At 68.7% G+C, this 22,065-nt stretch carries 23 protein-coding genes and 2 tRNA genes; 17 read left to right on the forward strand and 8 right to left on the reverse strand.

Annotated elements, in window-relative coordinates; all coding sequences use genetic code 11:
- The first annotated feature begins 17 nt into the window (after positions 1-17).
- On the forward strand, positions 18-1,850 hold the full coding sequence (locus tag VV02_RS11315) for a bifunctional metallophosphatase/5'-nucleotidase (RefSeq protein WP_052591648.1): 1,833 nt from the start codon (positions 18-20) through the stop codon (positions 1,848-1,850).
- A 55-nt stretch (positions 1,851-1,905) separates the two neighbouring features.
- On the opposite strand, the gene VV02_RS11320 is transcribed toward VV02_RS11315, so the two are convergent.
- Positions 1,906-2,817, reverse strand: coding sequence for a ribokinase (locus tag VV02_RS11320; RefSeq protein WP_052591649.1), 912 nt, complete (start codon positions 2,815-2,817; stop codon positions 1,906-1,908).
- Positions 2,818-2,830: 13 nt separating this feature from the next.
- Complete coding sequence (locus tag VV02_RS11325) at positions 2,831-3,427, reverse strand: isochorismatase family protein (protein WP_052591650.1); 597 nt, start codon at positions 3,425-3,427, stop codon at positions 2,831-2,833.
- 68 nt (positions 3,428-3,495) lie between these two features.
- Here VV02_RS11325 and VV02_RS11330 point away from each other — a divergent pair, with 68 nt between their 5' ends.
- The 4 genes from VV02_RS11330 to VV02_RS11345 all read left to right on the forward strand — a co-directional run bounded on the left by VV02_RS11330 (position 3,496) and on the right by VV02_RS11345 (position 7,282).
- Entirely contained in the window at positions 3,496-4,623 is a 1,128-nt protein-coding gene (locus VV02_RS11330; protein WP_052591651.1) for a sensor histidine kinase, read from the forward strand.
- Entirely contained in the window at positions 4,608-5,339 is a 732-nt protein-coding gene (locus tag VV02_RS11335; RefSeq protein WP_052591652.1) for a response regulator, read from the forward strand. The genes VV02_RS11330 and VV02_RS11335 overlap by 16 nt, the downstream gene beginning before the upstream one ends.
- A 177-nt stretch (positions 5,340-5,516) precedes the next feature.
- On the forward strand, positions 5,517-6,449 hold the full coding sequence (locus tag VV02_RS11340) for an ABC transporter ATP-binding protein (RefSeq protein WP_052591653.1): 933 nt from the start codon (positions 5,517-5,519) through the stop codon (positions 6,447-6,449).
- Positions 6,446-7,282: a hypothetical protein gene (locus tag VV02_RS11345; protein WP_052591654.1), complete on the forward strand. Its 837-nt coding sequence runs from the start codon at positions 6,446-6,448 to the stop codon at positions 7,280-7,282. Before VV02_RS11340 ends, VV02_RS11345 begins: the two co-directional genes overlap by 4 nt.
- Before the next feature lie 76 nt (positions 7,283-7,358).
- Here the strand turns inward: VV02_RS11345 and VV02_RS11350 are convergent, their stop codons facing one another.
- Positions 7,359-8,096: a TetR/AcrR family transcriptional regulator gene (locus VV02_RS11350; RefSeq protein WP_052591655.1), complete on the reverse strand. Its 738-nt coding sequence runs from the start codon at positions 8,094-8,096 to the stop codon at positions 7,359-7,361.
- Between the two features lie 84 nt (positions 8,097-8,180).
- Here VV02_RS11350 and VV02_RS11355 point away from each other — a divergent pair, with 84 nt between their 5' ends.
- Entirely contained in the window at positions 8,181-10,409 is a 2,229-nt protein-coding gene (locus VV02_RS11355) for a HelD family protein (protein WP_157063373.1), read from the forward strand.
- Here VV02_RS11355 and VV02_RS11360 read toward each other — a convergent pair.
- Complete coding sequence (locus tag VV02_RS11360; protein WP_281177339.1) at positions 10,388-11,692, reverse strand: nicotinate phosphoribosyltransferase; 1,305 nt, start codon at positions 11,690-11,692, stop codon at positions 10,388-10,390. The genes VV02_RS11355 and VV02_RS11360 overlap by 22 nt on opposite strands.
- A gap of 123 nt (positions 11,693-11,815) precedes the next feature.
- Here VV02_RS11360 and clpS point away from each other — a divergent pair, with 123 nt between their 5' ends.
- Positions 11,816-12,130, forward strand: coding sequence for an ATP-dependent Clp protease adapter ClpS (gene clpS, locus VV02_RS26905; RefSeq protein WP_052591657.1), 315 nt, complete (start codon positions 11,816-11,818; stop codon positions 12,128-12,130).
- A 2-nt stretch (positions 12,131-12,132) separates the two neighbouring features.
- Positions 12,133-12,747, forward strand: a complete 615-nt coding sequence (locus VV02_RS11370) for a DUF2017 domain-containing protein (protein WP_083450088.1) — start codon at positions 12,133-12,135, stop codon at positions 12,745-12,747.
- A gap of 146 nt (positions 12,748-12,893) precedes the next feature.
- Here VV02_RS11370 and VV02_RS11375 read toward each other — a convergent pair whose 3' ends face one another.
- Positions 12,894-13,550: an O-methyltransferase gene (locus VV02_RS11375; RefSeq protein WP_052591659.1), complete on the reverse strand. Its 657-nt coding sequence runs from the start codon at positions 13,548-13,550 to the stop codon at positions 12,894-12,896.
- 44 nt (positions 13,551-13,594) lie between these two features.
- On the opposite strand from VV02_RS11375, the gene gltX reads away from it, so the two are divergent.
- From gltX to VV02_RS11395, 4 genes are all read left to right on the forward strand, one after another.
- Positions 13,595-15,115 carry a glutamate--tRNA ligase gene (gltX, locus tag VV02_RS11380; protein WP_083450089.1) on the forward strand — a complete coding sequence of 507 codons (1,521 nt, stop codon included), beginning with the start codon at positions 13,595-13,597 and terminating at the stop codon, positions 15,113-15,115.
- Positions 15,112-15,837 carry an HAD family hydrolase gene (locus VV02_RS11385; protein ID WP_052591660.1) on the forward strand — a complete coding sequence of 242 codons (726 nt, stop codon included), beginning with the start codon at positions 15,112-15,114 and terminating at the stop codon, positions 15,835-15,837. The genes gltX and VV02_RS11385 overlap by 4 nt, the downstream gene beginning before the upstream one ends.
- Before the next feature lie 137 nt (positions 15,838-15,974).
- Positions 15,975-16,046 (forward strand) — tRNA-Gln (locus tag VV02_RS11390).
- Between the two features lie 110 nt (positions 16,047-16,156).
- Positions 16,157-16,229: transfer RNA gene (locus tag VV02_RS11395), tRNA-Glu, on the forward strand.
- Positions 16,230-16,295: 66 nt separating this feature from the next.
- Here VV02_RS11395 and VV02_RS11400 read toward each other — a convergent pair.
- On the reverse strand, positions 16,296-16,547 hold the full coding sequence (locus VV02_RS11400) for a hypothetical protein (protein WP_052591661.1): 252 nt from the start codon (positions 16,545-16,547) through the stop codon (positions 16,296-16,298).
- Positions 16,548-16,653: 106 nt separating this feature from the next.
- Here VV02_RS11400 and VV02_RS11405 point away from each other — a divergent pair, with 106 nt between their 5' ends.
- Both VV02_RS11405 and VV02_RS11410 read left to right on the forward strand, forming a co-directional pair.
- Positions 16,654-17,160: a DUF3995 domain-containing protein gene (locus tag VV02_RS11405; protein ID WP_052591662.1), complete on the forward strand. Its 507-nt coding sequence runs from the start codon at positions 16,654-16,656 to the stop codon at positions 17,158-17,160.
- Positions 17,161-17,177: 17 nt separating this feature from the next.
- Positions 17,178-17,807, forward strand: coding sequence for a hypothetical protein (locus tag VV02_RS11410; RefSeq protein WP_052591663.1), 630 nt, complete (start codon positions 17,178-17,180; stop codon positions 17,805-17,807).
- Here VV02_RS11410 and VV02_RS11415 read toward each other — a convergent pair.
- Positions 17,804-18,424, reverse strand: a complete 621-nt coding sequence (locus tag VV02_RS11415; protein WP_052591664.1) for a MerR family transcriptional regulator — start codon at positions 18,422-18,424, stop codon at positions 17,804-17,806. The genes VV02_RS11410 and VV02_RS11415 overlap by 4 nt on opposite strands.
- A gap of 77 nt (positions 18,425-18,501) precedes the next feature.
- On the opposite strand from VV02_RS11415, the gene VV02_RS11420 reads away from it, so the two are divergent.
- Entirely contained in the window at positions 18,502-19,014 is a 513-nt protein-coding gene (locus tag VV02_RS11420) for a DUF4188 domain-containing protein (RefSeq protein ID WP_052591665.1), read from the forward strand.
- Here VV02_RS11420 and VV02_RS11425 read toward each other — a convergent pair.
- Positions 19,011-19,757, reverse strand: coding sequence for an IclR family transcriptional regulator (locus VV02_RS11425; RefSeq protein ID WP_052591666.1), 747 nt, complete (start codon positions 19,755-19,757; stop codon positions 19,011-19,013). The two genes, VV02_RS11420 and VV02_RS11425, sit on opposite strands and share 4 nt — an antisense overlap.
- Before the next feature lie 110 nt (positions 19,758-19,867).
- On the opposite strand from VV02_RS11425, the gene leuC reads away from it, so the two are divergent.
- Both leuC and leuD read left to right on the forward strand, forming a co-directional pair.
- Positions 19,868-21,259: a 3-isopropylmalate dehydratase large subunit gene (leuC, locus tag VV02_RS11430; RefSeq protein WP_218917398.1), complete on the forward strand. Its 1,392-nt coding sequence runs from the start codon at positions 19,868-19,870 to the stop codon at positions 21,257-21,259.
- Between the two features lie 13 nt (positions 21,260-21,272).
- Positions 21,273-21,869, forward strand: coding sequence for a 3-isopropylmalate dehydratase small subunit (gene leuD / locus VV02_RS11435; protein WP_052591668.1), 597 nt, complete (start codon positions 21,273-21,275; stop codon positions 21,867-21,869).
- Positions 21,870-22,065: the final 196 nt, after the last annotated feature.

Below are 22,065 nucleotides of genomic sequence, written 5' to 3' on the forward strand. Positions count from 1 at the left end.
ACATCCATAGGAGAGCAATGTCGTACCCCACCAGCTCCGTGTCCCGCCGCAACCTGCTGTCGATGGCGGTGGTCGGCGGAGCCGGCCTGGCCCTGACATCGAGCGAGTCCGCGCAGGCGGCCGGCCACGGCCACGACAAGTCGCTGACCCTGACCGTCCTCGGGACGACGGACCTGCACGGCAACGTCCTCAACTGGGACTACTTCAAGAACGCCGAGTACGACGACGCCACCCACAACGACATCGGCGCTGCCAAGTGCGCGACGCTGATCAAGGCCATGCGCGAGGAGCGGGGCGCCGACACCTGCATCACGCTCGACGCCGGCGACACGATCCAGGGCACGCCGCTGGCGTACTACTACGCCAAGATCGACCCGATCACCCAAGGCTCCAAGCACCCGATGGCCGCCGCGATGAACGAGATCGGCTACGACGCCGCGGCCCTCGGCAACCACGAGTTCAACTACGGCATGGACCTGCTGCGCGCCTTCGAGCGCCAGCTGCACCACCCGCTGCTCGGCGCGAACGCCCTGGACTGGAAGACCGGCCGGCCGGCCTTCAAGCCGTACGTCATCAAGACCGTCAAGGTGCGCGGCCACAAGCCCGTCCGCGTCGGCATCGTCGGCCTTGTGACTCCCGGCGTGGCGATCTGGGACAAGGCCAACGTGGACGGCAAGGTGAAGTTCAACGGCATCGTCGAGCAGGCCAAGATTGTGGTGCCCCAGGTGAAGCGCGCCGGCGCCGACATCGTCATCGTCTCGTGCCACTCCGGCGCTGACACCTCGTCGTCCTACGGCGACGCGCTGCCCTACCCCGAGAACGCGAGCACCCTTCTCGCAGAACAGGTTCCGGGCATCGACGCGATCCTCGTCGGCCACGCGCACAAGGAGATCCCGCAGCGCTTCGTGGCCAACAAGCAGACCGGCAAGCAGGTGCTGCTGAGCGAGCCGTACTACTGGGGCATGCGCGTGACGGTCATGGACCTCAAGCTCACCAAGGTCCGCGGCAAGTGGCAGGTGACGAGCTCGGCCGCCACTCTCCTCAACGCCAACACCGCACCCGAGGACAAGCGCGTCGCAGCGCTCATCCGCCCAGCCCACGAGAAGGTCCTGACCTACGTCAACGGCGTCGTCGGCACGAGCAAGGCCGCCATGTCGGCCGCGACGTCGCGTTACGAGGACACACCGGCGATCGACTTCATCAACTACGTCCAGGCCGATGCGGTCAAGCAGGCCATCGCCGGCACTGCTGACGCAGCCACGCCCGTGCTGTCCATCGCGGCGCCGTTCAACAAGGACGCCGCCATCCCGGCGGGCAACGTGACGGTTCGTGACGTGGCCGGGCTCTACATCTACGACAACACGCTCCTCGGCATCACGTTCACCGGTGCCCAGGTGAAGGCCTACCTCGAGAAGTCGGTCGAGTACTTCAAGCAGGTCTCCGGCGCCGGCCCCTTCACGCCCGACCAGCTCACCAACGCCGTGACGCCGACGGCGCCCAACGGCACGCCTGACTACAACTACGACATCATGGGCGGCCTCGACGCGGCGCTGACCTACGACATCGACGTGAGCGTCCCGGCGGGTGCCCGCATCCGCAATCTCGCGTACGACGGCAAGCCGGTCGGCGCCACCGACCCGTTCGTCATCGCGATCAACAACTATCGGCAGTCCGGCGGTGGCGGCTTCCCGGGCGTGACGGACGCCGAGGTCGTCTACAACCGGCAGGTCGAGATCCGGCAGCTGCTCATCGACTGGGTGACGGCCAAGAAGGAGATCGACCCGGCGACGTTCTCGACGGTCGACTGGCGACTCGTCTCGGGCTCGACCCCGATCGTCATCAACGGCTGAGCCGTCTGGTGTGGCTTACCCACGACATGTGATGCGCCGATAGCCCGGCGAGTGCTCATCCGTGGCCGAAGGCCTCGATGACCTGCTGCTGCGTCTCCTCGAACGTCGGTACCGATGCCTGGGCGCCGGTGCGTTGCACCGCGAGCGCGGACGCAGCAGTCGCCGTTCGCATGGCTTGTCCGATGTCCTGGGCCTGGGCGAGTGCCGCGGCGAGCACGCCGCAGAAGGTGTCGCCGGCGGCGGTGGTGTCGACGGCGGTGACCTTGGGGGCGGTGACCCGGACGTCGTCGTACGCCCGCCGCCGCAGCACCGAGCCGCGGTCGCCGAGCGTGACCAGCACGGCCGGAAACTGCCGGGCGAGGACTGCCAGGGCCCCATCCGCGTCGTCGACTCCGGCGATGACGCGAGCTTCATGCTCGTTGACGACCAGGAGGTCGGTCTCGAGAGTGAGGTCCTCGATGAGTGGTGCCGCCGGGGCCGCGTTGAGGATCAAGGGCACACCCTCGCGGCGGGCGCGTGCCGCTGCGACAACGATCTCCTGCGGAACCTCCAGCTGAGCGAGCACCACATCAGCGTCTGCGACGATCGAGCGGACCGAATCATCCACGGAGAGTGAGGAATTCGCGCCCGGAACAACGACAATGGTGTTCTCGCCGCGTTCATCGACGGAGATGAGGGCAAGCCCGGTGGGTTCACCACGACGCGTGGCGACGGTGGACACATCAACCGCGGACGCGGCGAGGTTGGCTCGCATCTCGGCGCCTGCCGGATCGTCACCGACGGCCCCGACCATCGTGGTCTGGACGCCACCACTGCGCGCGGCGGCGACCGCTTGGTTGCCGCCCTTGCCGCCCGGACTGCGTTGCAGACCGCGTGCGAGCACGGTCTCACCGGGTGCTGGCAGACGGTCGCACATCAGTGAGAGGTCGACGTTGATGCTGCCGACCACAACCACGTGAGCTGCCATGAGTTACGCCTGGCTAGGCGGCGACGACGGGCTCGCCCACCAGCTCGACGCCGGCAGCGCGCAGCTCGGCGAGCGCCTTATCGGTCGTTTCGGGCGCGACGCCGGCAGTCATCGGCAGCAGCGCCCGGGTGGCAAAGCCCTCGCTCGCGGCGTCCAACGCGGTCGCACGCACGCAGTGGTCCGTGGCGATCCCGACGACATCGACCCGGTCGACGCCGCGTGCGCGCAACCAGTCGGCCAGACCGATGGCTCGGCCGTCCTGGTCGGTCGTTCCTTCGAACCCGCTGTACGCCGCCGCGAACCGGCCCTTGCGGAACACCGCCTCGACCCGCCCGATCGCGGGCTGGACCGCGGGGTGGAAGTCCGCTCCAGGCGTACCGATCTCGCAGTGCACCGGCCAGGTGTCGACGTAGTCGGGGTTGCTCGACCAGTGCTCGCCTGGGTCCTGGTGCCAGTCGGCCGTCGCGACGACGTGGGCGTAGTCGGCCTCGGACTGCTGGACGTAGGTCGCGATGTCGGCCGCCACGGCGGCCCCTCCTTGAACGGCCAGGGAGCCGCCCTCGCAGAAGTCGTTCTGCACATCGACCACGATCAGGGCTGCAGCGCTCATGGTGTCGAGCCTAGATCTCAACGCCTGTATGACTCGGTCGGCCCTCGCGGCTTCCTACAGTGACCGGCATGAGTGAACGTTCATGGTGGGAGTCGCTGCCTGCCGCGATCCTGGCGGCTTTCGTCATCTCCGGCGGAGTCCTCGGGTCGGCCGAGCACATTCCCGCTTCCGCGAGTGGCCAGAAGATCGACGGCCTCGCGATCGCCCTTGGCCTCATCGGTGCGTGGTCGCTGCTGCTGCGCTGGGTCCAGCCGTACCTCATGGTCGCCGTCGCCGGCTTGGCCATGGCGACGTACGCCTTCATGAACTATCCGGGCGGCCCCGCCTATCTGCCAGGACCCTTGGCGGTCTTGACCTTCGGGTTCGTCCGGCCGCGGCGTGAGCTGTACTACGTGGCCGGCGCCTACCTGGCGGCGATGACGCTCGGGACGGTCCTTGCGGGTGACTGGGACGACTACTCCGCGTTCGTGGGGTTCATCGGCTGGACCGGTGCGGCCGTGCTGGTGGCCGAGGTCCTGCGGGCCCGGCGCGAGCGGGCCGCAGCCCACCGCGAGACCCAGCGACGCCAGCAGCAGCAGACGTTGGTCGAGCAACAGCTCGGACTGGCTCGTGACCTGCACGACAGCGTCGCGCACGCTCTGACCGCGATCAATGTGCAGGCCTCGATCGCGGAGCGGATGGCTCGTCGCGACCCGGAGGCCGCGGTGACGGCGGCGTCCGCGATCCGTGAGACCAGTCGTAGTGCGCTGATCGACCTGACCGACATCGTTCGCTCGCTGCGGGCAACGGATGACACACCCACTGCGCCGGACCGTGGTCTGGCCGATGTCGTCGGGCTCGTGGAGCAGGCACGCGGAGGCGGGCTGCACATCGACGTCGAACGGCTGGGGCCGGATGCCGCAGTCGGCCCCGAAGCCGGCACGGCGGCGTACCGGCTGGTGCAGGAAGCCCTCACCAACGCCACGCGGTACGCACCGGGTTCGCGGGTGCGCGTCACCATCGACCAGCGTGACGGGCTCGTCGTGAGTGTGCGTGACGACGGGGGAGACCCGCTGCGCGCGGGTGAGCAGGTGCAGGGCTCAGGACACGGGCTGCTCGGCATGCGCGAGCGTGTGGTCGCCTCCGGTGGCACACTGCATCACGGGCCTACCCAGCCAAGAGGATTCGAGGTCGTCGGCCGATGGACCAACCCGTGACACCCGAGTCGGACGATGCCGCTTCGGCGATCCGAACCGGCCCAATTCGCGTCGTTGTCGCTGACGACCAGGCTTTGGTACGAAGGGGATTCGCGACCTTGGTCGGTCTCGAGGACGATATCGAGGTGGTGGCCGAGGCGACCAACGGCGAGGAGGCCGTCCGGTCGGCTCGCGAGCTGCGGCCGGACGTCATCCTCATGGACATCCGGATGCCGGGTCTCGACGGGCTCGAAGCCACCCGGCAGATCACCGAGGACCCGGATCTGGCCGCGGTCCGCGTCCTGGTGCTCACGACCTTCGACCTCGACGAGTACGTCTTCGAGGCGTTGCGCCTCGGAGCCAGCGGCTTCCTCGTCAAGCACACCGACCCGGACGAGCTGGTCCGTGCGGTCCGGGTCGTCGCGGCCGGTGAGGCGCTGCTGTCGCCCGGGGTCACCCGACGCCTGATCCACCAGTTTGCCCAGGGCCCAAGGGTTTCCGCGGGTTCGCCGACGGCGCCGTCCGACTTGGCCAAGCACCTGACCGATCGCGAGCGAGAGGTCGTCGGCCTCGTTGCTCAGGGGCTCTCCAATGAGGAGATCGCCGGTCAGTGGTTCGTCAGCCAGGCGACCGTACGCACGCACGTCAGCCGCGCGATGACCAAGATGTACGCCCGCGACCGCGCTCAGCTGGTCGTCCTCGCCTACCAGCACGGTCTAGCCACGCCGCCGAACTGACCCGACTACCCCGCCACTTCGCGCACTGCCCCGGGTGAGATGACCGGTCGTCTCACCCGGGGCAGTGGCTGTTGTGGCGGGGTAGTGATGACGCTCGCCCGCCTCAACACCTGACGTACACCGCAAGTCGACACCTGACCGACGTGCGCGACCACCGCCCGGCGGGAGTCTCTTCACATGAGCACTCAACGACTCCACGATGCGGTGGCGGTGACAGGCCTGACCAAGCGTTACGGCCGTCGTACCGTCGTCGACGATGTCTCCCTGCGGATCCCGCGTGGCTCCGTCACCGGTCTGATCGGCCCCAACGGCGCCGGCAAGACCACGGTCATGTCCATGCTGCTCGGCCTGGTCCGCCCGACGGCGGGTGAGGGCGAGGTGCTCGGCCACGACCTCCACCACCCGAAGGCCTACCTCGGCCAGGTCGGCGCGCTGATCGAGAGCCCGGCCTTCCACACCTCCATGAGCGGGTACGACAACCTGCGCAACCTCGTCCGTCTCGGCAAGCACGATCCGTCCAAGGTCCAGGAGCTGCTGGACCTCGTGGGTCTCGGGGATCGCGGCGAGGACCGTTACGGCGCGTACTCCCTCGGCATGAAGCAGCGCCTCGGCATCGCCGCTGCGCTGCTGGGCGACCCGGAGCTGGTCATCCTCGACGAGCCGACGAACGGCGTTGACCCGCAAGGGATGCGGGACATCCGCAACCTCGTCCGGCGGATCGCGGAGGACGGGCGTACGGTCCTCGTCTCCTCGCACCTGCTGGCCGAGCTCGAGCACGTCTGCGACAACCTCGTCGTCATCGACAAGGGCGGCCTGCGCTACCAGGGCGCGATGGACGGCCTCCCGACCGCACGCCGGGACGTCATCCGGGTCGCGGCTAACGGGTCGAGCGGCAACCTGCACGAGCTGCTCGTCGCGCAGGGCTTCGTGGCCACACTGTCCGGTCCGGCCACGGAGGTCACGATCGGCGAGACCGACCCGACCGAGCTCGCAGCCCACATCAACCAGACCGCACACGCAGCCGGCATCACTCTGACCGAGCTGCACCACCAGCGTCAGACGCTCGAGGACCGCGTCCTCGAGCTCGTCGGAAATGGAAGTGAGTCATGAGCATCACCGAGACGGCGCCGACGCGCGTCGCATCCACCACCAAGACGACATCGCTGCGCGGGGGAGCATTCCTCGCCGAGTGGTCCCGCTTCGGGCAGCGTCGCGTGTGGGGCCCGGCCCTGCTCACGACCGTGGTGTACGCCGCCGTCGTCACCCTGGCGCTCATCATGACCGCCGAGGCTCGCGGCCCGTTCAGCATCCAGTCGCTGTCCCAGGCCGGCGGCGCGACGGCCGCGCCGGCCAGGGCCGCGTCATTCTCCTCGGTCCTGCTGCTGGCGCTGTTCGTCGGGATGTCGGCGAACGCCTTCGCGAAGGGCACCTGGCGGGCAGCGCTGCTGCACCACCCCGGTCGTACGTCATTGGCCATCGGGACGTTCGCGGCTCGCATCGTCGGTCTGGCGATCATCGTTGCGACGCTGTTCGTGGTCGGCTGGATCACGGCGATCCTGGTCGCACCGGGTCAGGGCGTCGAGACGGCGAGCTGGATGGACGCTGAGTCATGGCGCATCGCCGGGGAGGACTTCCTGCGGGTGATGGGCTTCGGGATCGGCTGGGCGCTGCTCGGCACCGCAGTCGGCATGATCACGCGCTCGGTGCCGGTCGGCCTGGCTGCCGCGGTCCTGTGGGCCGGTCCGATCGAGAACCTGCTCGGTGACTCGCTCGACTTCGGCCAGCGCTGGTTCCCCGGTCTGCTGCTGCGCTACGTGGTGGCGCCCGACTCGCTGACGATCTCGATCAGCAACACGGCGCTCTACGGCACCTTGGCGGCGTACGGCGTGATCCTGATCGGCGTCATCGCCTTCCTGGTCAACCGCCGGGACGTCACCAGCTGACCGACCAGGGCCAGTCCTCCACAAATTGACGTCGGTAGCACGCATGCGTGCTACCGACGTCAATTTGTGCAGGAGGTCAGAGGGTGGCGGCGACGCCGTCGAGAAGGTGACCCAGGCCGTACCTCAGCGACGCCTCGGGCTCACCGGCCGAGGCGACCGTCTCGCCGACCCGGGCCGCGATGGGCAGGTGCAGGCCCTCCATCGCGCGGGTGAGGACGGGTTCGGCAGTCCGCCACCACTCCTCATCGGTGAGCTCGGTCTCGTCCCGGATGCGGTCCAACCCCGCCTGCCAGCGCGCGGCCTCCGACGTCATGGACAGGACCGTCGTGAGCAGGTGGTTCATCGCGTGATCGTCCAGTCCGATGCCGTCGAGCGGCTGGATCTCGTGCTCGAACTTGATGGACACACCCGGACCGAGCAGGGGCCGACCAGGCGGCACGTCGGTCACCCATGGATGCTCGCGCAGGTTGTCCCAGTTGGACCACACGACGTACTCGATACCGGCGCGCCAGCCGCCCTGATCTGCGGGCAGCGGGCGGTCGGCGTACACGCGAGAGGCGGCGGAGTCGAGCATCAGCTCAACGAGCTCGGGCCGCCCCGGCACGTAGGTGTAGAGCGACATCGCGCCGATCCCGACCTCCTGCGCCACTCGTCGCATGGTGACCGCTTCCAGGCCGTCGGCGTCGGCCACCGTGACGGCCGCCTCGGTGACTGCCTCCAGCGATACCCCGGACCGACCGACCGCTTCCGACGGCGTCCAGAGCAGCTCGAGCAGGCGGACGGTATCGGCTGGTCTGGTGCTCTTGCGCGGCATGGGGAACATCCTGGCTGGCATCGGCGTTGTGGCCTTCTGCACTGTAACCGTACAACGTACGAATGGGGCCATATGGCTGACCGAATGTCAACCGTTGATCAGGCACACGCAGAGCTGGAGCGCGAGCAGCAGCATCTGGACGAGCTCTTCGACCGCCGCGACAGCCTCATCGGGACCGTGGCTCGCGACCGGGCCGCCCACCTCGCAACGGCCCACGACGAAGCGGACCGTACGACGGCTGCCGCGGCAGTCGCCGCACTCACCAGACGGGAGCAGGAGCTGGAGCGCGCCGACCGAGGGCTCTGCTTCGGGCGGGTGGATACCGACGAGGGGGAGCAGCGCTACATCGGCCGGATCGGGCTGCCGAGTGAGGACGAGGACGCCGATCCGTTGCTCGTGGACTGGCGTGCCCCGGCGGCACGGCCGTTCTACACGGCGACCGCCGCACAGCCGCTCGGCCTGCATCGTCGTCGCCACATCCGCACTGACCAACGGACCGTCCTCAGCATCGACGACGAGCTGCTGGACGCCGAAAACACCTCAGACGCAAGCGGTCTCGTCGGTGAGGCCGCTCTGATGGAGGCGCTGGACGCGCGGCGTACAGGCGCGATGGGCGACGTCGTCGCCACCCTGCAGGGTGAGCAGGACGAGATCATCCGGGCCTCGCACCGCGGCTGCCTGGTGGTGCAGGGCGGTCCCGGCACGGGCAAGACCGCCGTGGCACTGCACCGAGCGGCGTACCTCCTGTTCACCCACACCCACCTGGTCGAGCGAGGCGTCCTGGTCGTCGGTCCGTCGCCGGCATTCCTGGACTACATCGACCAGGTGCTGCCATCGCTGGGGGAGACACAGGTGGTGGCGACCACGGTCGAGCGTCTGCTGCCGGGTGCCGAGGTCGGCCGCGTCGACACCGCCGCCGCGGCCGAGGTCAAGGGCCGCGCGCTGTGGGCCGACGTGCTGCGGCGCAGCGTCCAGGCGCGACAGCCGGTCTCTCGCGCCATCGAGGTCCCTTACGACGGTGAGCGCGTGACGCTCGATGAGCCCGCCGTCGCAGAGATCTTGGCGCGTGCCCGTGCCGGTCAGGCATCGCACCACCTGGCGCGCGAGCGCTTTCGCGAGCAGGCGATCGATGCGCTGGCTGCAGCCGCTCTCAAACGGGCTGCCCAGCTGCTCGAGGAGGTCGAGCACGGGTTCGAGGACATCCTCGGCAAACTCGACAAGAGCCTGCGCAAGCAGGCGGAGGTGGTCGGCGTCCGCAGCAGCAGCCGCGGCGTCCAGGTCGACGGCGTGGCGACGGCTGAAGATGCGGCGGACCTGCGTCGTGATCTGGCCACGAGTCCCGACGTGCTCGCCGAACTCGACTCCGTGTGGCCGACCCTGGATCCTCAGCGCATCCTCGGAGGGCTCCTCGCCGACCGCGCGGTGCTCGCCGAGTACGCACCTGAGCTCACGGATGCCGACCGTGCGGTCGTCTGCCGGCCCGAGGGCGCAGCGTGGTCGGTGCCGGACATCGCCCTTCTGGATGAGCTCGCGGACCTGGTCGGAGAGACGGATCGGGCAGGCGAGGTAGCCGCGGACAACAGCCGAACGCTCGCCGAGCGGGCGAGTGCTGACCGCACCTGGGCGTTCGGGCACGTCATCGTCGATGAGGCGCAGGAGCTCTCGGCGATGCAGTGGCGGATGCTCGTACGCCGTTGCCCCACAAGGTCTTTCACGCTAGTGGGCGATGTCAACCAGGCGTACGCCCCGGGCTCGGCTCCGTCATGGGAAGACGCCCTGGCGTCGTCGTTCGGAGACCGGTGGCGGCGTACGGAGCTGACGATCAGCTATCGCACTCCTCGGGAGGTGATGGAGCGTACGGCGCCGGTGCTCGCAGCGGCCGGCAGCTCGGTCGAGCCGCCTCGGTCGGTCCGGTCGAACGACCGGCTACCGACGCGTCGTGAGGTGCTCGAAGCGCGCTTGGTGACCGAGGTGACGGACGCCGCGAGGGAGCTGTCCGAGCGTTATCGCGGAGGGCAGGTCGCGGTCATCGCGTTGCCCGGACGGCACGAGGCGCTCCGCGCGGCCCTGGGATCGTCCGCCGAGGGCCACGCGCAGGTCCGGCTCGTGTCTCCGCTGGACAGCAAGGGCCTGGAGTTCGACGCCGTGGTTCTGGTCGACCCGCACGCCGTGGCCGCCGGACCGCGCGGCTGGAGCTCGCTCTACGTCTGCATGACGCGGTGCACGCAGGAGCTGCACATCGTCGTACCCAGCGACGGGTCGATCACCCCGGACGTGGATGTGCTGGCTGGTCAGGGCTGGTCGTCGAGATAGGTCGTGGGGATGACGGGCTCGCCACGCGACAGCTGAATTGCCTTGCGTGACAGCTCTTTTCGTGACGCGAGGTGTCGCTCGCGGGCCTGCTCCAGCGTGGCGTCTCCGACGATCTCGCCGCCCTTCACCAGGGGCACGAGCAGCTCGCGGTCGTTGCCGTCGTTCTCGGGGCGCTCGCCGATGCCGATGATCTCGGCCTCGGCGACGCCTCGGGAGTCGATGCGACGCAGGGCGTACTTGCGGCCGCCGACTGACTTCTTGTCCTTGCTGGCCTTGGCAACGCCGACCATCGTGCCGGCGTCGTCGGCGCGCGCCACGAGCTTGTAGACCATCCCGGCGGTCGGCGCTCCTGAACCGGTGACCAGCTGGGTGCCGACGCCGTAGGCGTCGACAGGCCCGGCCTGCAGCGCGGCGATGGCGTACTCGTCGAGGTCGCTGGTCACCACGATGCGCGTCTTGGTGGCGCCGAGTCCGTCGAGCTGCTCGCGCACATCACGGGCCTGGCCGAGCAGGTCACCGGAGTCAAGCCGTACGCCACCGAGCTCCGGTCCGGCGACCTCGACCGCGATCTGCACCGCGTTGGTGACGTCGTAGGTGTCCACGAGCAGAGTGGTGCCGGCACCGAGGCAGTCGACCTGAGCCTGGAACGCCTCCCGCTCGTCGTCGTGCAGGAGCGTGAACGAGTGAGCGGCCGTCCCCGACGTCGGGACGCCGTAGCGGCGTCCGGCCTCGAGGTTTGAGGTCGTCGCAAAACCGGCGATGTAGGCCGCCCGCGCCGCCGCGACCGCGGACAGCTCGTGCGTGCGTCGGGATCCCATCTCGATGCACGGGCGGTCGCCGGCCACGGCCGTCATCCGGGACGCCGCGCTGGCGATCGCGCTGTCGTGGTTGAAGATCGACAGCGCCACCGTCTCCAGGATGACGCCCTCGGCGAACGTGGACTCGACCACGAGGATCGGGGAGCCCGGGAAGTAGGCCTCGCCCTCGGCGTACCCCCAGATGTCACCGGAGAAGCGGTACGACCCAAGCCACTCGAGGGTGGCATCGTCGACAACCTTTCGCTTCCTCAGGTCGTCCAGCTCGGCTGTGCCGAAACGGAACTCGCGCAACGCCTCAAGGAATCGGCCGGTTCCCGCAACGATGCCGTAGCGACGCCCGTCGGGCAGCCTTCGGGCGAACAGCTCGAACACGCTGGTGCGGTGAGCGGCGCCGCTGCGCAGAGCCGCCTGCAGCATGGTCAGCTCGTAGTGGTCGGTCAGGAGGGCGCTGGACGGGACGACGATGCCGGACCGGGGGAGCGTGCGACCTCGGCCGGAGGAGGAGTTTCGCCCAGAAGGTTCAGGAGACTGCGGGCCGTACGGCGTTGTTGTTTCAGGGCTCACATCAGTCACCCTAAGGTTGGAGTCGTGTCCGTAGCCCCACCAGAGCAGGCGACGCCGGATGTCGACACCGACACCCGGACGGACGTCAACGTCTCCGAGGGCCTGGACCGTCCGTGGGTGACGATCGTCTGGAACGATCCGGTCAACCTGATGTCGTACGTCTCCTGGGTCTTCCAGAGCTACTTCGGCTACTCGCAGGAGAAGGCCGAGAAGCTCATGCTGGCGGTGCACCACGAGGGGCGTGTGGTCGTCTCGCGCGGGACGCGCGAGAAGATGGAGACCGACACCGAGGCCATGCACGGCTACAGCCTCTGGGCGACCTTCCAGAAGGATGAGTAGGAATGGCAACGGCGTTCAGGCGTAAGGGTTCTCGGGTGGTGGGCCGGATGGACACCCAGGAGCGCGAGGTCGTGATCAGTCTCTTCGAGCAGACCCGTGAGCTCGTCGGCGGCGAGGACCACGTCTCGTCCGGAGATCCGCTGCAAGACCTGATCGGTGGGTGGGACCGCGCGCCCATCGACCCCGAGGAGGTTGCGTCGCGCGACCCCGCGCTCCAGCGGCTGCTGCCACCCGCCAGCCGCGATGACGATCAGCTCGCGGGCGACTTCCGGGCCATGACGGAGGACAACCTGCGCCGGCAGAAGGCGACCCGGCTCAGCACCGCTATCGCGGCGTTCGGCGGCGAGCCGGGCGGTGCGGTCGGCGTGGACCTCGAGCGTGGCGGCGAGAAGATCGAGATGGACCTCGGTCAGGCGCAGGCGGTCATGATGGCCCTGTCCGACGTACGTCTCGTGCTCGGCGAACGACTCGGGCTGCGCACCGACGAGGACAGCGAAGAGCTGCACGCGATGCTCGAGGCGGCCGAGGAGCTCGAGGACCCGCGGATGCTGCTGGCGGCGTACTACGACTTCATGACCTGGTTGCAGGAGTCGGTCACCATCGCGGTCATGGCCTGAGCAGCCAGGTCCAGCTCGCGACAGCCACCCCGCTGGTCGAGTAGCCGGAGCGCCAGCGCAGGCGTATCGAGACCAACGTGCACGCGGTCACCGGGTCTCGATACGGCTCGCCCCTTGGGGCTCGCCTACTCGACCAGCGGTTGAGCTCAGCGCCGACGGGAGAGGGTGAGGCCGTCGTACGCCGGCAGCATGACTGTCTCCATGCGGTCGTCCGCGCGCACGTGGTCGTTGAATGCCTTGACAGCAGTGAGGGTTTCGTCGCTCGAGTCGTCCTTGACGACATCACCGGACCACAGGGTGTTGTCGGTCGCGATGACGCCACCGGGACGCATCCGCGGGACGAGGGCGTCCCAGTAGGACACGTAGCCGCCCTTGTCGGCGTCGATGAACGCGAGGTCGATCGTCGGCTCGTCCGGCAGCGCCGTGAGCGTCTCGAGCGCCGGCGCGATGCGCAGCTCGATCCGGTCGGCGACACCCGCCTTCTCCCAGGCTCCCCGTGCCAGCGCGGTCCACTCCTCGCTCACGTCACAGCACAGCAGCCGACCCCCGTCGGCGAGGCCCTCTGCGATGCAGAGGCTGGAGTAGCCGGTGAACGTGCCGACCTCGATCGCGTTGCGGGCCCCGACCAGGCGGGTGAGCCAGGTGAGCAGCTGCCCCTCGTCGTGCCCGATCTGCATCCCGGACGATCGACCGAGCGCGGCGGTGTCCTCACGTAGCTGGGACAGCACCGGTGACGGTGGAAACGAACCGTGATCGACGACGTACGACTGGACCTGGTCAGTGACCTCGAAGCTGCGCGCCATGGCGTCAGGCTAGACCGAGGCGCCGCACTAGGATCGGGCGCATCATGAGCACCGAAGACTCGCGCCCTGTCCGCCTCCGCATCGCCCCGTCACCCACTGGTGACCCGCACGTCGGAACCGCCTACATGTCGATGTTCGACCTGGCGTTCGCCCGACAGCAGGGCGGCCAGTTCATCCTCCGCATCGAGGACACCGACCGGGCGCGACTGGTCGAGGGCAGCGAGCAGCAGGTCTACGACACCCTCTCCTGGATCGGCCTCGGCCACGACGAAGGCCCTGACGTTGGCGGGCCCTACGCGCCTTACAAGCAGTCTGAGCGCCTCGACACCTACAAGCCGTACGTCGACCGGTTGCTGGACGAGGGCAAGGCCTACTACTGCTGGTGCTCCAGCGAGCGGCTCAAGGAGATGCGCGACAAGCAGCAGGCGCTCAAGCAGCCGACCGGCTACGACCGCCTCTGCTACGGCAAGACCCAGGAGGAGCGCGCGGCGCTGCCGGGCTACTCCGACAAGCCGGTCGTCCGCATGCACGTCCCGGACGACGTCGACCTCTTCTGGGACGACCTGATCATGGGCCGCACCAGCGCGCCGCGGCCGGACGACCAGGTGATCCTGAAGGCTGACGGGTTCCCGACCTACCACCTGGCTGTCGTGGTGGACGACCACGAGATGGCCATCACGCACGTCGTGCGCGGCCAGGAGTGGATGTCCAGCACACCCAAGCACCGGCTGCTTTACAGCTGGCTTGACCTGCCCATGCCGAAGTTCGCGCACATGCCGCTGCTGCGCGATGAGAAGAAGGCCAAGATCTCCAAGCGCAAGAACCCGTGGGCTCGCCTCACGTGGTTCAAGGAGCAGGGCTACCTGCCCGAGGCGCTGCTGAACTTCCTTGCGCTGCAGGGCTATCCGCCGGTCATCGAGGCGGACGGCACCGAGCGCGAGGTGTTCTCGTTCGAGGAGTTCACCCAGCGCTTCGAGTGGTCCAAGGTCAACAAGGCCGGTGCGATCTTCAACCTCGACAAGCTCAGCTGGCTCAACGGCCACTACATCCGTGAGCTCGAGGTCGGCGACCTGGCGAGCCGGTTGCTGCCCTTCCTGTACGCCGACGGTGTGCTGCCCGAGCAGCCGAGCCTTCCGCAGCTCGGCCGTCTCCAGCTGGTCACCGAGCAGATCCAGACCCGCATCAACCTGCTCACCGAGGCGACGCCGCTGGTCAAGCCGTTCTACGTCGACGACGCCGACCTGGAGATCGCCGACGACGCACGCGCGGGCCTCAAGGACGGCGCCAAGGAGGTCCTCGACGCGGCCATCAAGGCGCTCGAGCCGATCTCGGGCACCATCGGCAAGCCGGACGGCACCGGCGTCGAGTGGACGCACGATCGCATCGAGGCCGCGCTGCGCGAGGCGATCGTCGACGGCATGGGCATCAAGCCCCGCCTGGCCTTCGGGCCGCTGCGCACGGCGGTCTCGGGGCAGAAGATCTCGCCTCCGCTGTTCGAGTCGATGGAGATCCTCGGCAAGGCTTCGGTGATCAAGCGGCTGGAGCGGCTGCGCGATTCGCTGTGACACCGCGGTGGACGGGCCTGCTGCTCGATATCGACGACACGCTCCTGGACACCACCCGGGCGATGATCACGGCAGGCACCACCGCCATGAAGGCTGTCTGGCCGCAGCAGCCCGACGACTGGTGCGTGCGAGCGTCCGAGCGGTTTCGGGCCGACCCCGGCGGCTACTTCGCGCGGTTCACGAGGGGCGACCTGGCCTTCGATGACATGCGTGCCGCGCGGCTCGCCGAGGTCGCGTCGGCGTACAACCTGCCGGTGCCCGACGCCGCTCACGCGACGTACGAAGCGGCCTTTCGGCCGGCCTTCAACGCCGCCCAGCACGTGTACGACGATGTGCAGCCCCTGCTGCGGCGCTGCGCGCAGCGAGAGGTCGTGGTGGGTGCCGTCACCAACTCCTCGGAGTCGGCCACTGCGGACAAGCTGGCCGTGACCGGCCTGGGGGAGCAGCTCGTGACGGTCGTCACGCGGGACACCCTGGGTTTCGGGAAGCCCGACCCTCGGATCTTCGCGTACGCCTGCCAGCAGCTCGGTCTGTCGACGGACCAGGTGCTGTTCGTCGGCGACGAGCTGGCTGCCGATGTGGTCGGTGCACAGGACGCGGGACTCACGGCGTACTGGCTGAGGCGGCCGGCGGACGTCGTCTCCCGACACGCTCCGGACCGCGCTGCGGGGCCGTCCGAGGCCCGAGTCATCAGCAGTCTCAACGAGATCGAGCTCTCGTAGCACGCGCCATCCGGCGGCTCATCGCGCCACGTCACGAGCCGATTTGGGAGGTACGCACCGGGCCGGTAAGGTTATCCCTCGGTTCACTAGAACGCAGGCGGACGGCGACGTCCGAGCCGAGTTCGGTGATACCCCCTTGGGGTATGGTGTAATTGGCAGCACGACTGATTCTGGTTCAGTTAGTCTAGGTTCGAGTCCTGGTACCCCAGCGCTAGTCGCCCGCATCGCTCTTGATGCTGGCGATTCGGAGAAAATCACCGCCCACGGTATGGTTTCCTCCGCTGCTGGTGAGGTTTTCTGATCCAGGAGCAAGTGCCGCGGCCCCGTTGTGTAGCGGCCTAGCACGCCGCCCTCTCAAGGCGGTAGCGCGGGTTCGAATCCCGTCGGGGCTACGTTGAGATAGACGGCCTCTGACCTTTGCGGTCAGGGGCCGTTTTCTCTGCCCTGGGCGCCCAGCCTCAGCCGCGATCCCCGCCCAGCACGGCTCTCCGCGCACGCCACGACAGCACTGACCGGTCGGAGGCCGCTGACAGCAGCGAGGCCACGCTGGCGAACGACCCGATCGAGAACGCCGACGCGAACGATCCGATGGACCCGATCGACAGCACCGACCCGACGGATCCGATCGACAGGATCGAGCCCTTCGACCCGATCGACAGGATCGAGCCCTCCGACCGGATGGAGAGCAGGGACGTCTCGCGGCGCATCATGCGCCCATCATGCAGCGGTTCCAGCTCCCTCCGCTGGGGGAGGCGGATCTCAGAGCCGGACCATACCGTTTGGTATGTCGATCCATCCGCACACCTGGGAGCAGCCGTGCCGAACACCGTCAGCAGCCAGCCGAGCAGCGACGCACTTCAGCGCGCGGACCGCGCGGCCCGCCTCGCCGTACCGGCGGTCCTCGGGGCCATCGGCGCGCTCCACCTCAGCTGGGCGGCTGGCAGCACCTGGCCGAAGAGCACGGCGGCCGAGCTCGGCGAGGTCGTCATCAGCAGCGGCTCGTTGCCGCCGGCGGGCGCCTGCATCGTTGTTGGTGTCGGCCTGATCGGCGCGGCCGGAGTTGTCGCTGCCCTTCGGCCGAGCTCGTCACGGCGGCTGCGTGCCGCGGGAGGGGTCCTCGGTGGCGTCCTGGCCGCGCGAGGGGTCGGGTTCGAGGCGATGCACCTCGTCGCCGGTCTCCCGGACACCTTCAGCCGCCTCGACGCGGCCTACTACTCGCCCTTGTGCATCGGTCTGGCTGCGGGCGTGGGCGTACGACTCCTGGCGACACGGCGTCGTACGCCTGCGCTCACCGCCGTGGACGCGCGTCCCCACGCGGCCTGACCAGCCAGACTGGGGGCGTGCACGACCACGTCTGGTACGCGTCGTACGGCTCGAACCTCTCTGCTGCTCGGTTCGGTCACTACCTCCATGGCGGGCAACCTGCAGGTGCGACCCGTGACTACCCGGGTGCCCGTGACCCCAGCCCGCCCACCGACCGTCGCGCACTGCACCTTGCCGGCGAGGTGTTCTTCGGCTGGGAGTCGCCGACCTGGGGCGGCGGCGTCGCCTTCCTGGACATCGAGGCGACCGGCGACGCGTTGGCGTGCGGCTATCGCATCACCGCCGAGCAGCTGGCGGACGTCGTCACCCAGGAGATGCACCGGGAGCCGGGCCCGTTGCTCGATCTCGACGTCCTGCTGGCGCAGCGACGCCTCGTGCTCGGTGACGGACGCTACGAGACGGTCCTGGTCGTCGGAGACGTGGACGGCGAGCCGGTGGTGACCTTCACGTGCCCGTCGGATGATCGGCGGCCGACGATCAACCCGCCGAGCGCGGCTTACCTCGCTGTCGTCGCCCGCGGTCTCGTCGAGTCCCACGGCCTCGCGCCTGACGAGGTCGTCGGCTACCTCGAAGGTCTGGCAGGCGTACGAGGGCGCTGGCCGTCCGATGACCTCACCGAGGTCGTTCGGATCGCCCTGGGCGGTTAGACGCCCCCGCCCGGTCCTGAGCGCGCGCTGCGGTCCTGCTGGGCGAGGCGGCGCAAGGTCAGCAGAACCGGGTCGACCATGACGGTGGCGACCACCACGTAACGCAGCGCGTCCGCGTCCTCGGTCGGCACCGAGTCCACATCGGCGCCGGCCACGATCTCCATGCCGTCGGCATAGCGGTCCAGCCGTTCGTCGGGGACCTCGATGCCGGCGGAGGCGGCCGCGTCCAGCTGTTCGGCCAGTCGCCCCAGCAGTGGGTCCGTCGGCGGGACCTGCCAGCCCCGCTGCTCAAGCCATCGCGAAACACGTTGCTGCGCTTCAGGACTGGCGGACTCGCCGGCCTCACCGGTCAGCGCGTGCTGAGCGGCGCCGAGGAGGTCGTGACGCAGAGGTGGAGGGTGCTCCAGGGTCTCGATGACCGACAGCGCCCCGGCCATGGAGAGCCCGCCTGAGTCCGTCAGCGCGCGGACGAGACGTACGCGCTCGACGTGTGAGTCGTCGTACCTCGCCTGCGTGCGGTTGAGGGGTTCGCCGGCGTGCAGTACGCCCTCGCGAAGGTAGAACTTCAACGTCGCGATCGGGACGTCGGTCCGGGCGGACAGCTCTGACATGCGCATCTGAAGGGACCTCCTTGACACTGGAGAGTACTACTGTCCAATATGGGTACTGAAGATATCCAATCAAGGAGGACGTCATGGTCGAGCGACAGACCCACAGTCATGAGGGTGAGATCGCGGTGTTCCTGCTCGGGATGACGATCAACCGCCCGTGGCGACCCGATCACTGGCTGCCGGCCTTCCGCGCGATGCCGGCCATGCTGGGCGAGCTCTACACCAACAAGGCGCAATCCGAGGGCGGCGAGGAGGAGTGGCTCGGCTTCATGGGCGCGCGGTCGTTGTTCGGTGCCCGCGGGCCGACCGTCATCCAGTACTGGCGCAGCACGGATGACATCTACCGCTATGCCGGTATGACCGATCGCGTCCATCGTCCGGCGTGGCTGGAGTTCTACCGCCAGGCGAAGGCGCACCCGGACTCGGTCGGGGTCTGGCACGAGACCTACGCGGTGCCGGCCGATGGGCACGAGTCGATCTACTACGCGACACCATCCATGGGACTTGGTGCTGTCACCTCGCTCGTGCCGGTCCGACGTCGCGGCGACACCGCGCGCGAGCGACTCGGCTCAGAGGTGCGAGCGACGACCGCCTAGGCGGACTCGCCGCGCTGGGCCTGCTGGGCCGCGGCGCGAGCCAGCACCTCGGTGAGCTTGTTGGCGCCGGCGATCACCGTCGCGGCGTGCAGGCGGCCCGGCTGGCGGGAGACCCGCTCGATGGGTCCCGAGATCGAGACGGCGGCGATGACGCGGCCGGACGGGCTGCGCACGGGAGCGGACACCGAGGCCACACCCTGCTCGCGCTCGCCGACGCTCTGCGCCCAGCCGCGACGACGGACGGCCGACAGCATGGTTGCCGTGAACTTCGCGCCCTGCAGGCCCTTGTGGAGCCGCTCGGGCTCCTCCCAGGCGAGCAGGATCTGAGCGGCCGAGCCGGCCTGCATCGACAGCGTCGCGCCGACCGGGATCGAGTCGCGTAGGCCGACCGGGCGGTCGGCGGCAGCGACACAGATGCGCTGGTCACCCTGACGCCGGAAGAGCTGAGCGCTCTCGTTGGTGTGGTCGCGCAGCGCGCCGAGCACGGGCCCGGCTGCGGCCAGGAGGCGGTCCTCACCTGCGGCCGAGGCGAGCTCGACGAGGCGTGGGCCGAGGACGAATCGTCCCTGGGTGTCGCGCGCCACCAGCCGGTGGTGCTCGAGTGCGACTGCCAGTCGGTGGGCCGTGGGGCGGGCCAGACCGGTGGAAGACACGAGCTGAGCAAGGGTCGAGGGGCCGGCCTCCAGGGCAGAGAGCACGACCGCCGCCTTGTCGAGAACTCCGACGCCGCTTGACTTGTCCATGCCTTGATACTGACGTCTCAGGAAGCGAGACGCAAGTCCACCGCGAAATTCAGCGGCGGAAGATGGGCTGGACGTGGGGGTGGCCACGTTGTCATACAGAGGAGAGAGCCTTGCCACGGACGCTGGCCGAGAAGGTCTGGGACGAGCACGTCGTACGACGCGTCGCGGGAGAGCCGGACCTCCTCTATATCGATCTCCATCTCCTGCACGAAGTGACCAGTCCGCAGGCCTTCGACGGTCTGCGGCACGCCGGCCGGGGTGTACGGCGCGTGGATCAGACGGTGGCCACCGAGGACCACAACGTGCCGACGACGCCCGGGCCGATCACCGACCCGGTCAGCCGCACCCAGGTCGAGACGCTGCGCAAGAACTGCGCGGAGTTCGGCGTCCGGCTGTTTCCGATGGGTGATGCGGAGCAGGGGATCGTGCACATCATCGGTCCGCAGCTCGGGCTGACCCAGCCGGGCATGACCATCGTCTGCGGCGACAGCCACACCTCGACCCATGGTGCGTTCGGCGCTCTCGCTTTCGGCATCGGCACCAGCGAGGTCGAGCACGTGCTCGCGACGCAGACCCTGCCGCTCAAGCCGTTCCGCACGATGGCGATCAATGTCGAGGGCGACCTGCCGGCAGGGGTCACGGCCAAGGACATCATCCTCGCGGTCATCGCCGAGATCGGCACCGGCGGCGGGCAGGGCTACGTGCTCGAATATCGCGGCAGCGCCATCGAGCAGCTGTCGATGGAAGCCCGGATGACCGTCTGCAACATGTCGATCGAGGCGGGTGCCCGAGCGGGCATGATCGCGCCGGACGACACCACGTTCGACTACCTCGAGGGCCGCCCGCACGCGCCGTCCGGTGACGACTGGGACGCTGCGGTCGAGGCCTGGCGGTCGCTGCGCACCGACGAGGGCGCGGAGTTCGACCACGAGGTCCACATCGACGCCGCGCAGCTCGCACCGTTCGTCACGTGGGGCACCAATCCCGGTCAGGGGCTGCCACTCTCGGCGTCCGTGCCAGACCCGGAGTCGTTCGGTGACGAGGGCGACAAGGCCTCCGCGGAGCGGGCGCTCACCTACATGGGCCTCGAGGCCGGCACGCCACTACGCGAGATCAGCGTGGACACCGTCTTCCTCGGCTCCTGCACCAACGGTCGGATCGAGGACCTGCGCGCAGCGGCGGACGTCATCAAGGGACGCCAGGTTGCCCAGGGCGTACGGATGCTGGTCGTGCCTGGCTCCGCGCGAGTTCGGCTCCAGGCCGAGAGCGAAGGGCTGGACCAGGTCTTCTCCGACGCCGGCGCCGAGTGGCGGCTAGCGGGTTGCTCGATGTGCCTGGGCATGAACCCCGACCAGCTCGTGCCAGGGGAGCGGTGCGCGTCGACGTCCAACCGCAACTTCGAGGGCCGGCAGGGCAAGGGCGGGCGTACGCACCTCGTGAGCCCGCTCGTGGCCGCGGCCACCGCGGTGCGCGGCACGCTGTCGAGCCCCTCCGACCTCTGAAAGGACCTGTGCCATGGACCAGTTCACGACTCACACCGGCGTCGGCGTCCCGCTGCGGCGAGGCAATGTCGACACCGACCAGATCATCCCTGCCGTCTACCTCAAGCGCGTCACTCGCACGGGATTCGAGGACGGGCTGTTCTCCGCCTGGAGAGGCGATGAGTCCTTCGTCCTCAATAACCCGGTGTACGCCAGGGGCTCGGTGCTCGTCGCAGGTCCCGACTTCGGCACGGGCTCCTCGCGTGAGCACGCTGTCTGGGCGTTGATGGACTACGGCTTCCGCGTGGTCATTTCGTCGCGCTTCGCCGACATCTTCCGAGGCAACTCGGGCAAGGCTGGGCTGCTGACGGCGCAGGTTCGCCAGGACGACGTCGAGCTCCTCTGGAAGCTGCTGGAGAACCACCCGGGTCTGGAGATCACGGTCGACCTCCAGGAGCGCACGATCGTGGCCGGCGAGTTGGTCATCCCCTTCGAGGTGGACGAGTACACCCGCTGGCGGCTGCTCGAAGGTCTCGACGACATCAGCCTTACCTTGCGACACGACGAGCTCATCAAAGAATTCGAATCTCGCCGTCCGACATGGAAACCGTCGGTTCACGAACCCGTTTGACGCAGATCGACCCCTCCCGGGAGCGGTCGAGGCACGCTGGAAGTCGTCCGGTGGCGCGCATGTGGCGCTGGTGCGCTGGCCCGAATATCGTTGGTAATCAACGATATTCGGGCTTCTGTCGTTTCTGGCTCCTCTGTGACGACTGCTGACTTCGCCCCTCGCGGGTGTTGGTCTCAGCCGGCGCAAATCCTGTCGC

The organism is Luteipulveratus mongoliensis, assembly GCF_001190945.1.
In the GTDB taxonomy this organism is placed as follows: Bacteria; Actinomycetota; Actinomycetes; order Actinomycetales; family Dermatophilaceae; genus Luteipulveratus; species Luteipulveratus mongoliensis.

Bases quoted from the DNA above. Each gene is read 5' to 3' on its own strand.
- gltX (WP_083450089.1), top strand. From the start codon at position 13,595: ATGAGCACCGAAGACTCGCGCCCTGTCCGCCTCCGCATCGCCCCGTCA.
- VV02_RS11315 (WP_052591648.1), top strand. From the start codon at position 18: ATGTCGTACCCCACCAGCTCCGTGTCCCGCCGCAACCTGCTGTCGATG.
- VV02_RS11400 (WP_052591661.1), bottom strand. From the start codon at position 16,547: ATGATGCGCCGCGAGACGTCCCTGCTCTCCATCCGGTCGGAGGGCTCG.
- VV02_RS11330 (WP_052591651.1), top strand. From the start codon at position 3,496: ATGAGTGAACGTTCATGGTGGGAGTCGCTGCCTGCCGCGATCCTGGCG.
- VV02_RS11350 (WP_052591655.1), bottom strand. From the start codon at position 8,096: ATGCCGCGCAAGAGCACCAGACCAGCCGATACCGTCCGCCTGCTCGAG.
- VV02_RS11370 (WP_083450088.1), top strand. From the start codon at position 12,133: ATGGCAACGGCGTTCAGGCGTAAGGGTTCTCGGGTGGTGGGCCGGATG.
- VV02_RS11325 (WP_052591650.1), bottom strand. From the start codon at position 3,427: ATGAGCGCTGCAGCCCTGATCGTGGTCGATGTGCAGAACGACTTCTGC.
- VV02_RS11420 (WP_052591665.1), top strand. From the start codon at position 18,502: ATGGTCGAGCGACAGACCCACAGTCATGAGGGTGAGATCGCGGTGTTC.
- VV02_RS11320 (WP_052591649.1), bottom strand. From the start codon at position 2,817: ATGGCAGCTCACGTGGTTGTGGTCGGCAGCATCAACGTCGACCTCTCA.
- VV02_RS11375 (WP_052591659.1), bottom strand. From the start codon at position 13,550: ATGGCGCGCAGCTTCGAGGTCACTGACCAGGTCCAGTCGTACGTCGTC.
- leuD (WP_052591668.1), top strand. From the start codon at position 21,273: ATGGACCAGTTCACGACTCACACCGGCGTCGGCGTCCCGCTGCGGCGA.
- VV02_RS11425 (WP_052591666.1), bottom strand. From the start codon at position 19,757: ATGGACAAGTCAAGCGGCGTCGGAGTTCTCGACAAGGCGGCGGTCGTG.
- VV02_RS11415 (WP_052591664.1), bottom strand. From the start codon at position 18,424: ATGCGCATGTCAGAGCTGTCCGCCCGGACCGACGTCCCGATCGCGACG.
- VV02_RS11340 (WP_052591653.1), top strand. From the start codon at position 5,517: ATGAGCACTCAACGACTCCACGATGCGGTGGCGGTGACAGGCCTGACC.
- VV02_RS11345 (WP_052591654.1), top strand. From the start codon at position 6,446: ATGAGCATCACCGAGACGGCGCCGACGCGCGTCGCATCCACCACCAAG.
- VV02_RS11355 (WP_157063373.1), top strand. From the start codon at position 8,181: ATGTCAACCGTTGATCAGGCACACGCAGAGCTGGAGCGCGAGCAGCAG.
- VV02_RS11335 (WP_052591652.1), top strand. From the start codon at position 4,608: ATGGACCAACCCGTGACACCCGAGTCGGACGATGCCGCTTCGGCGATC.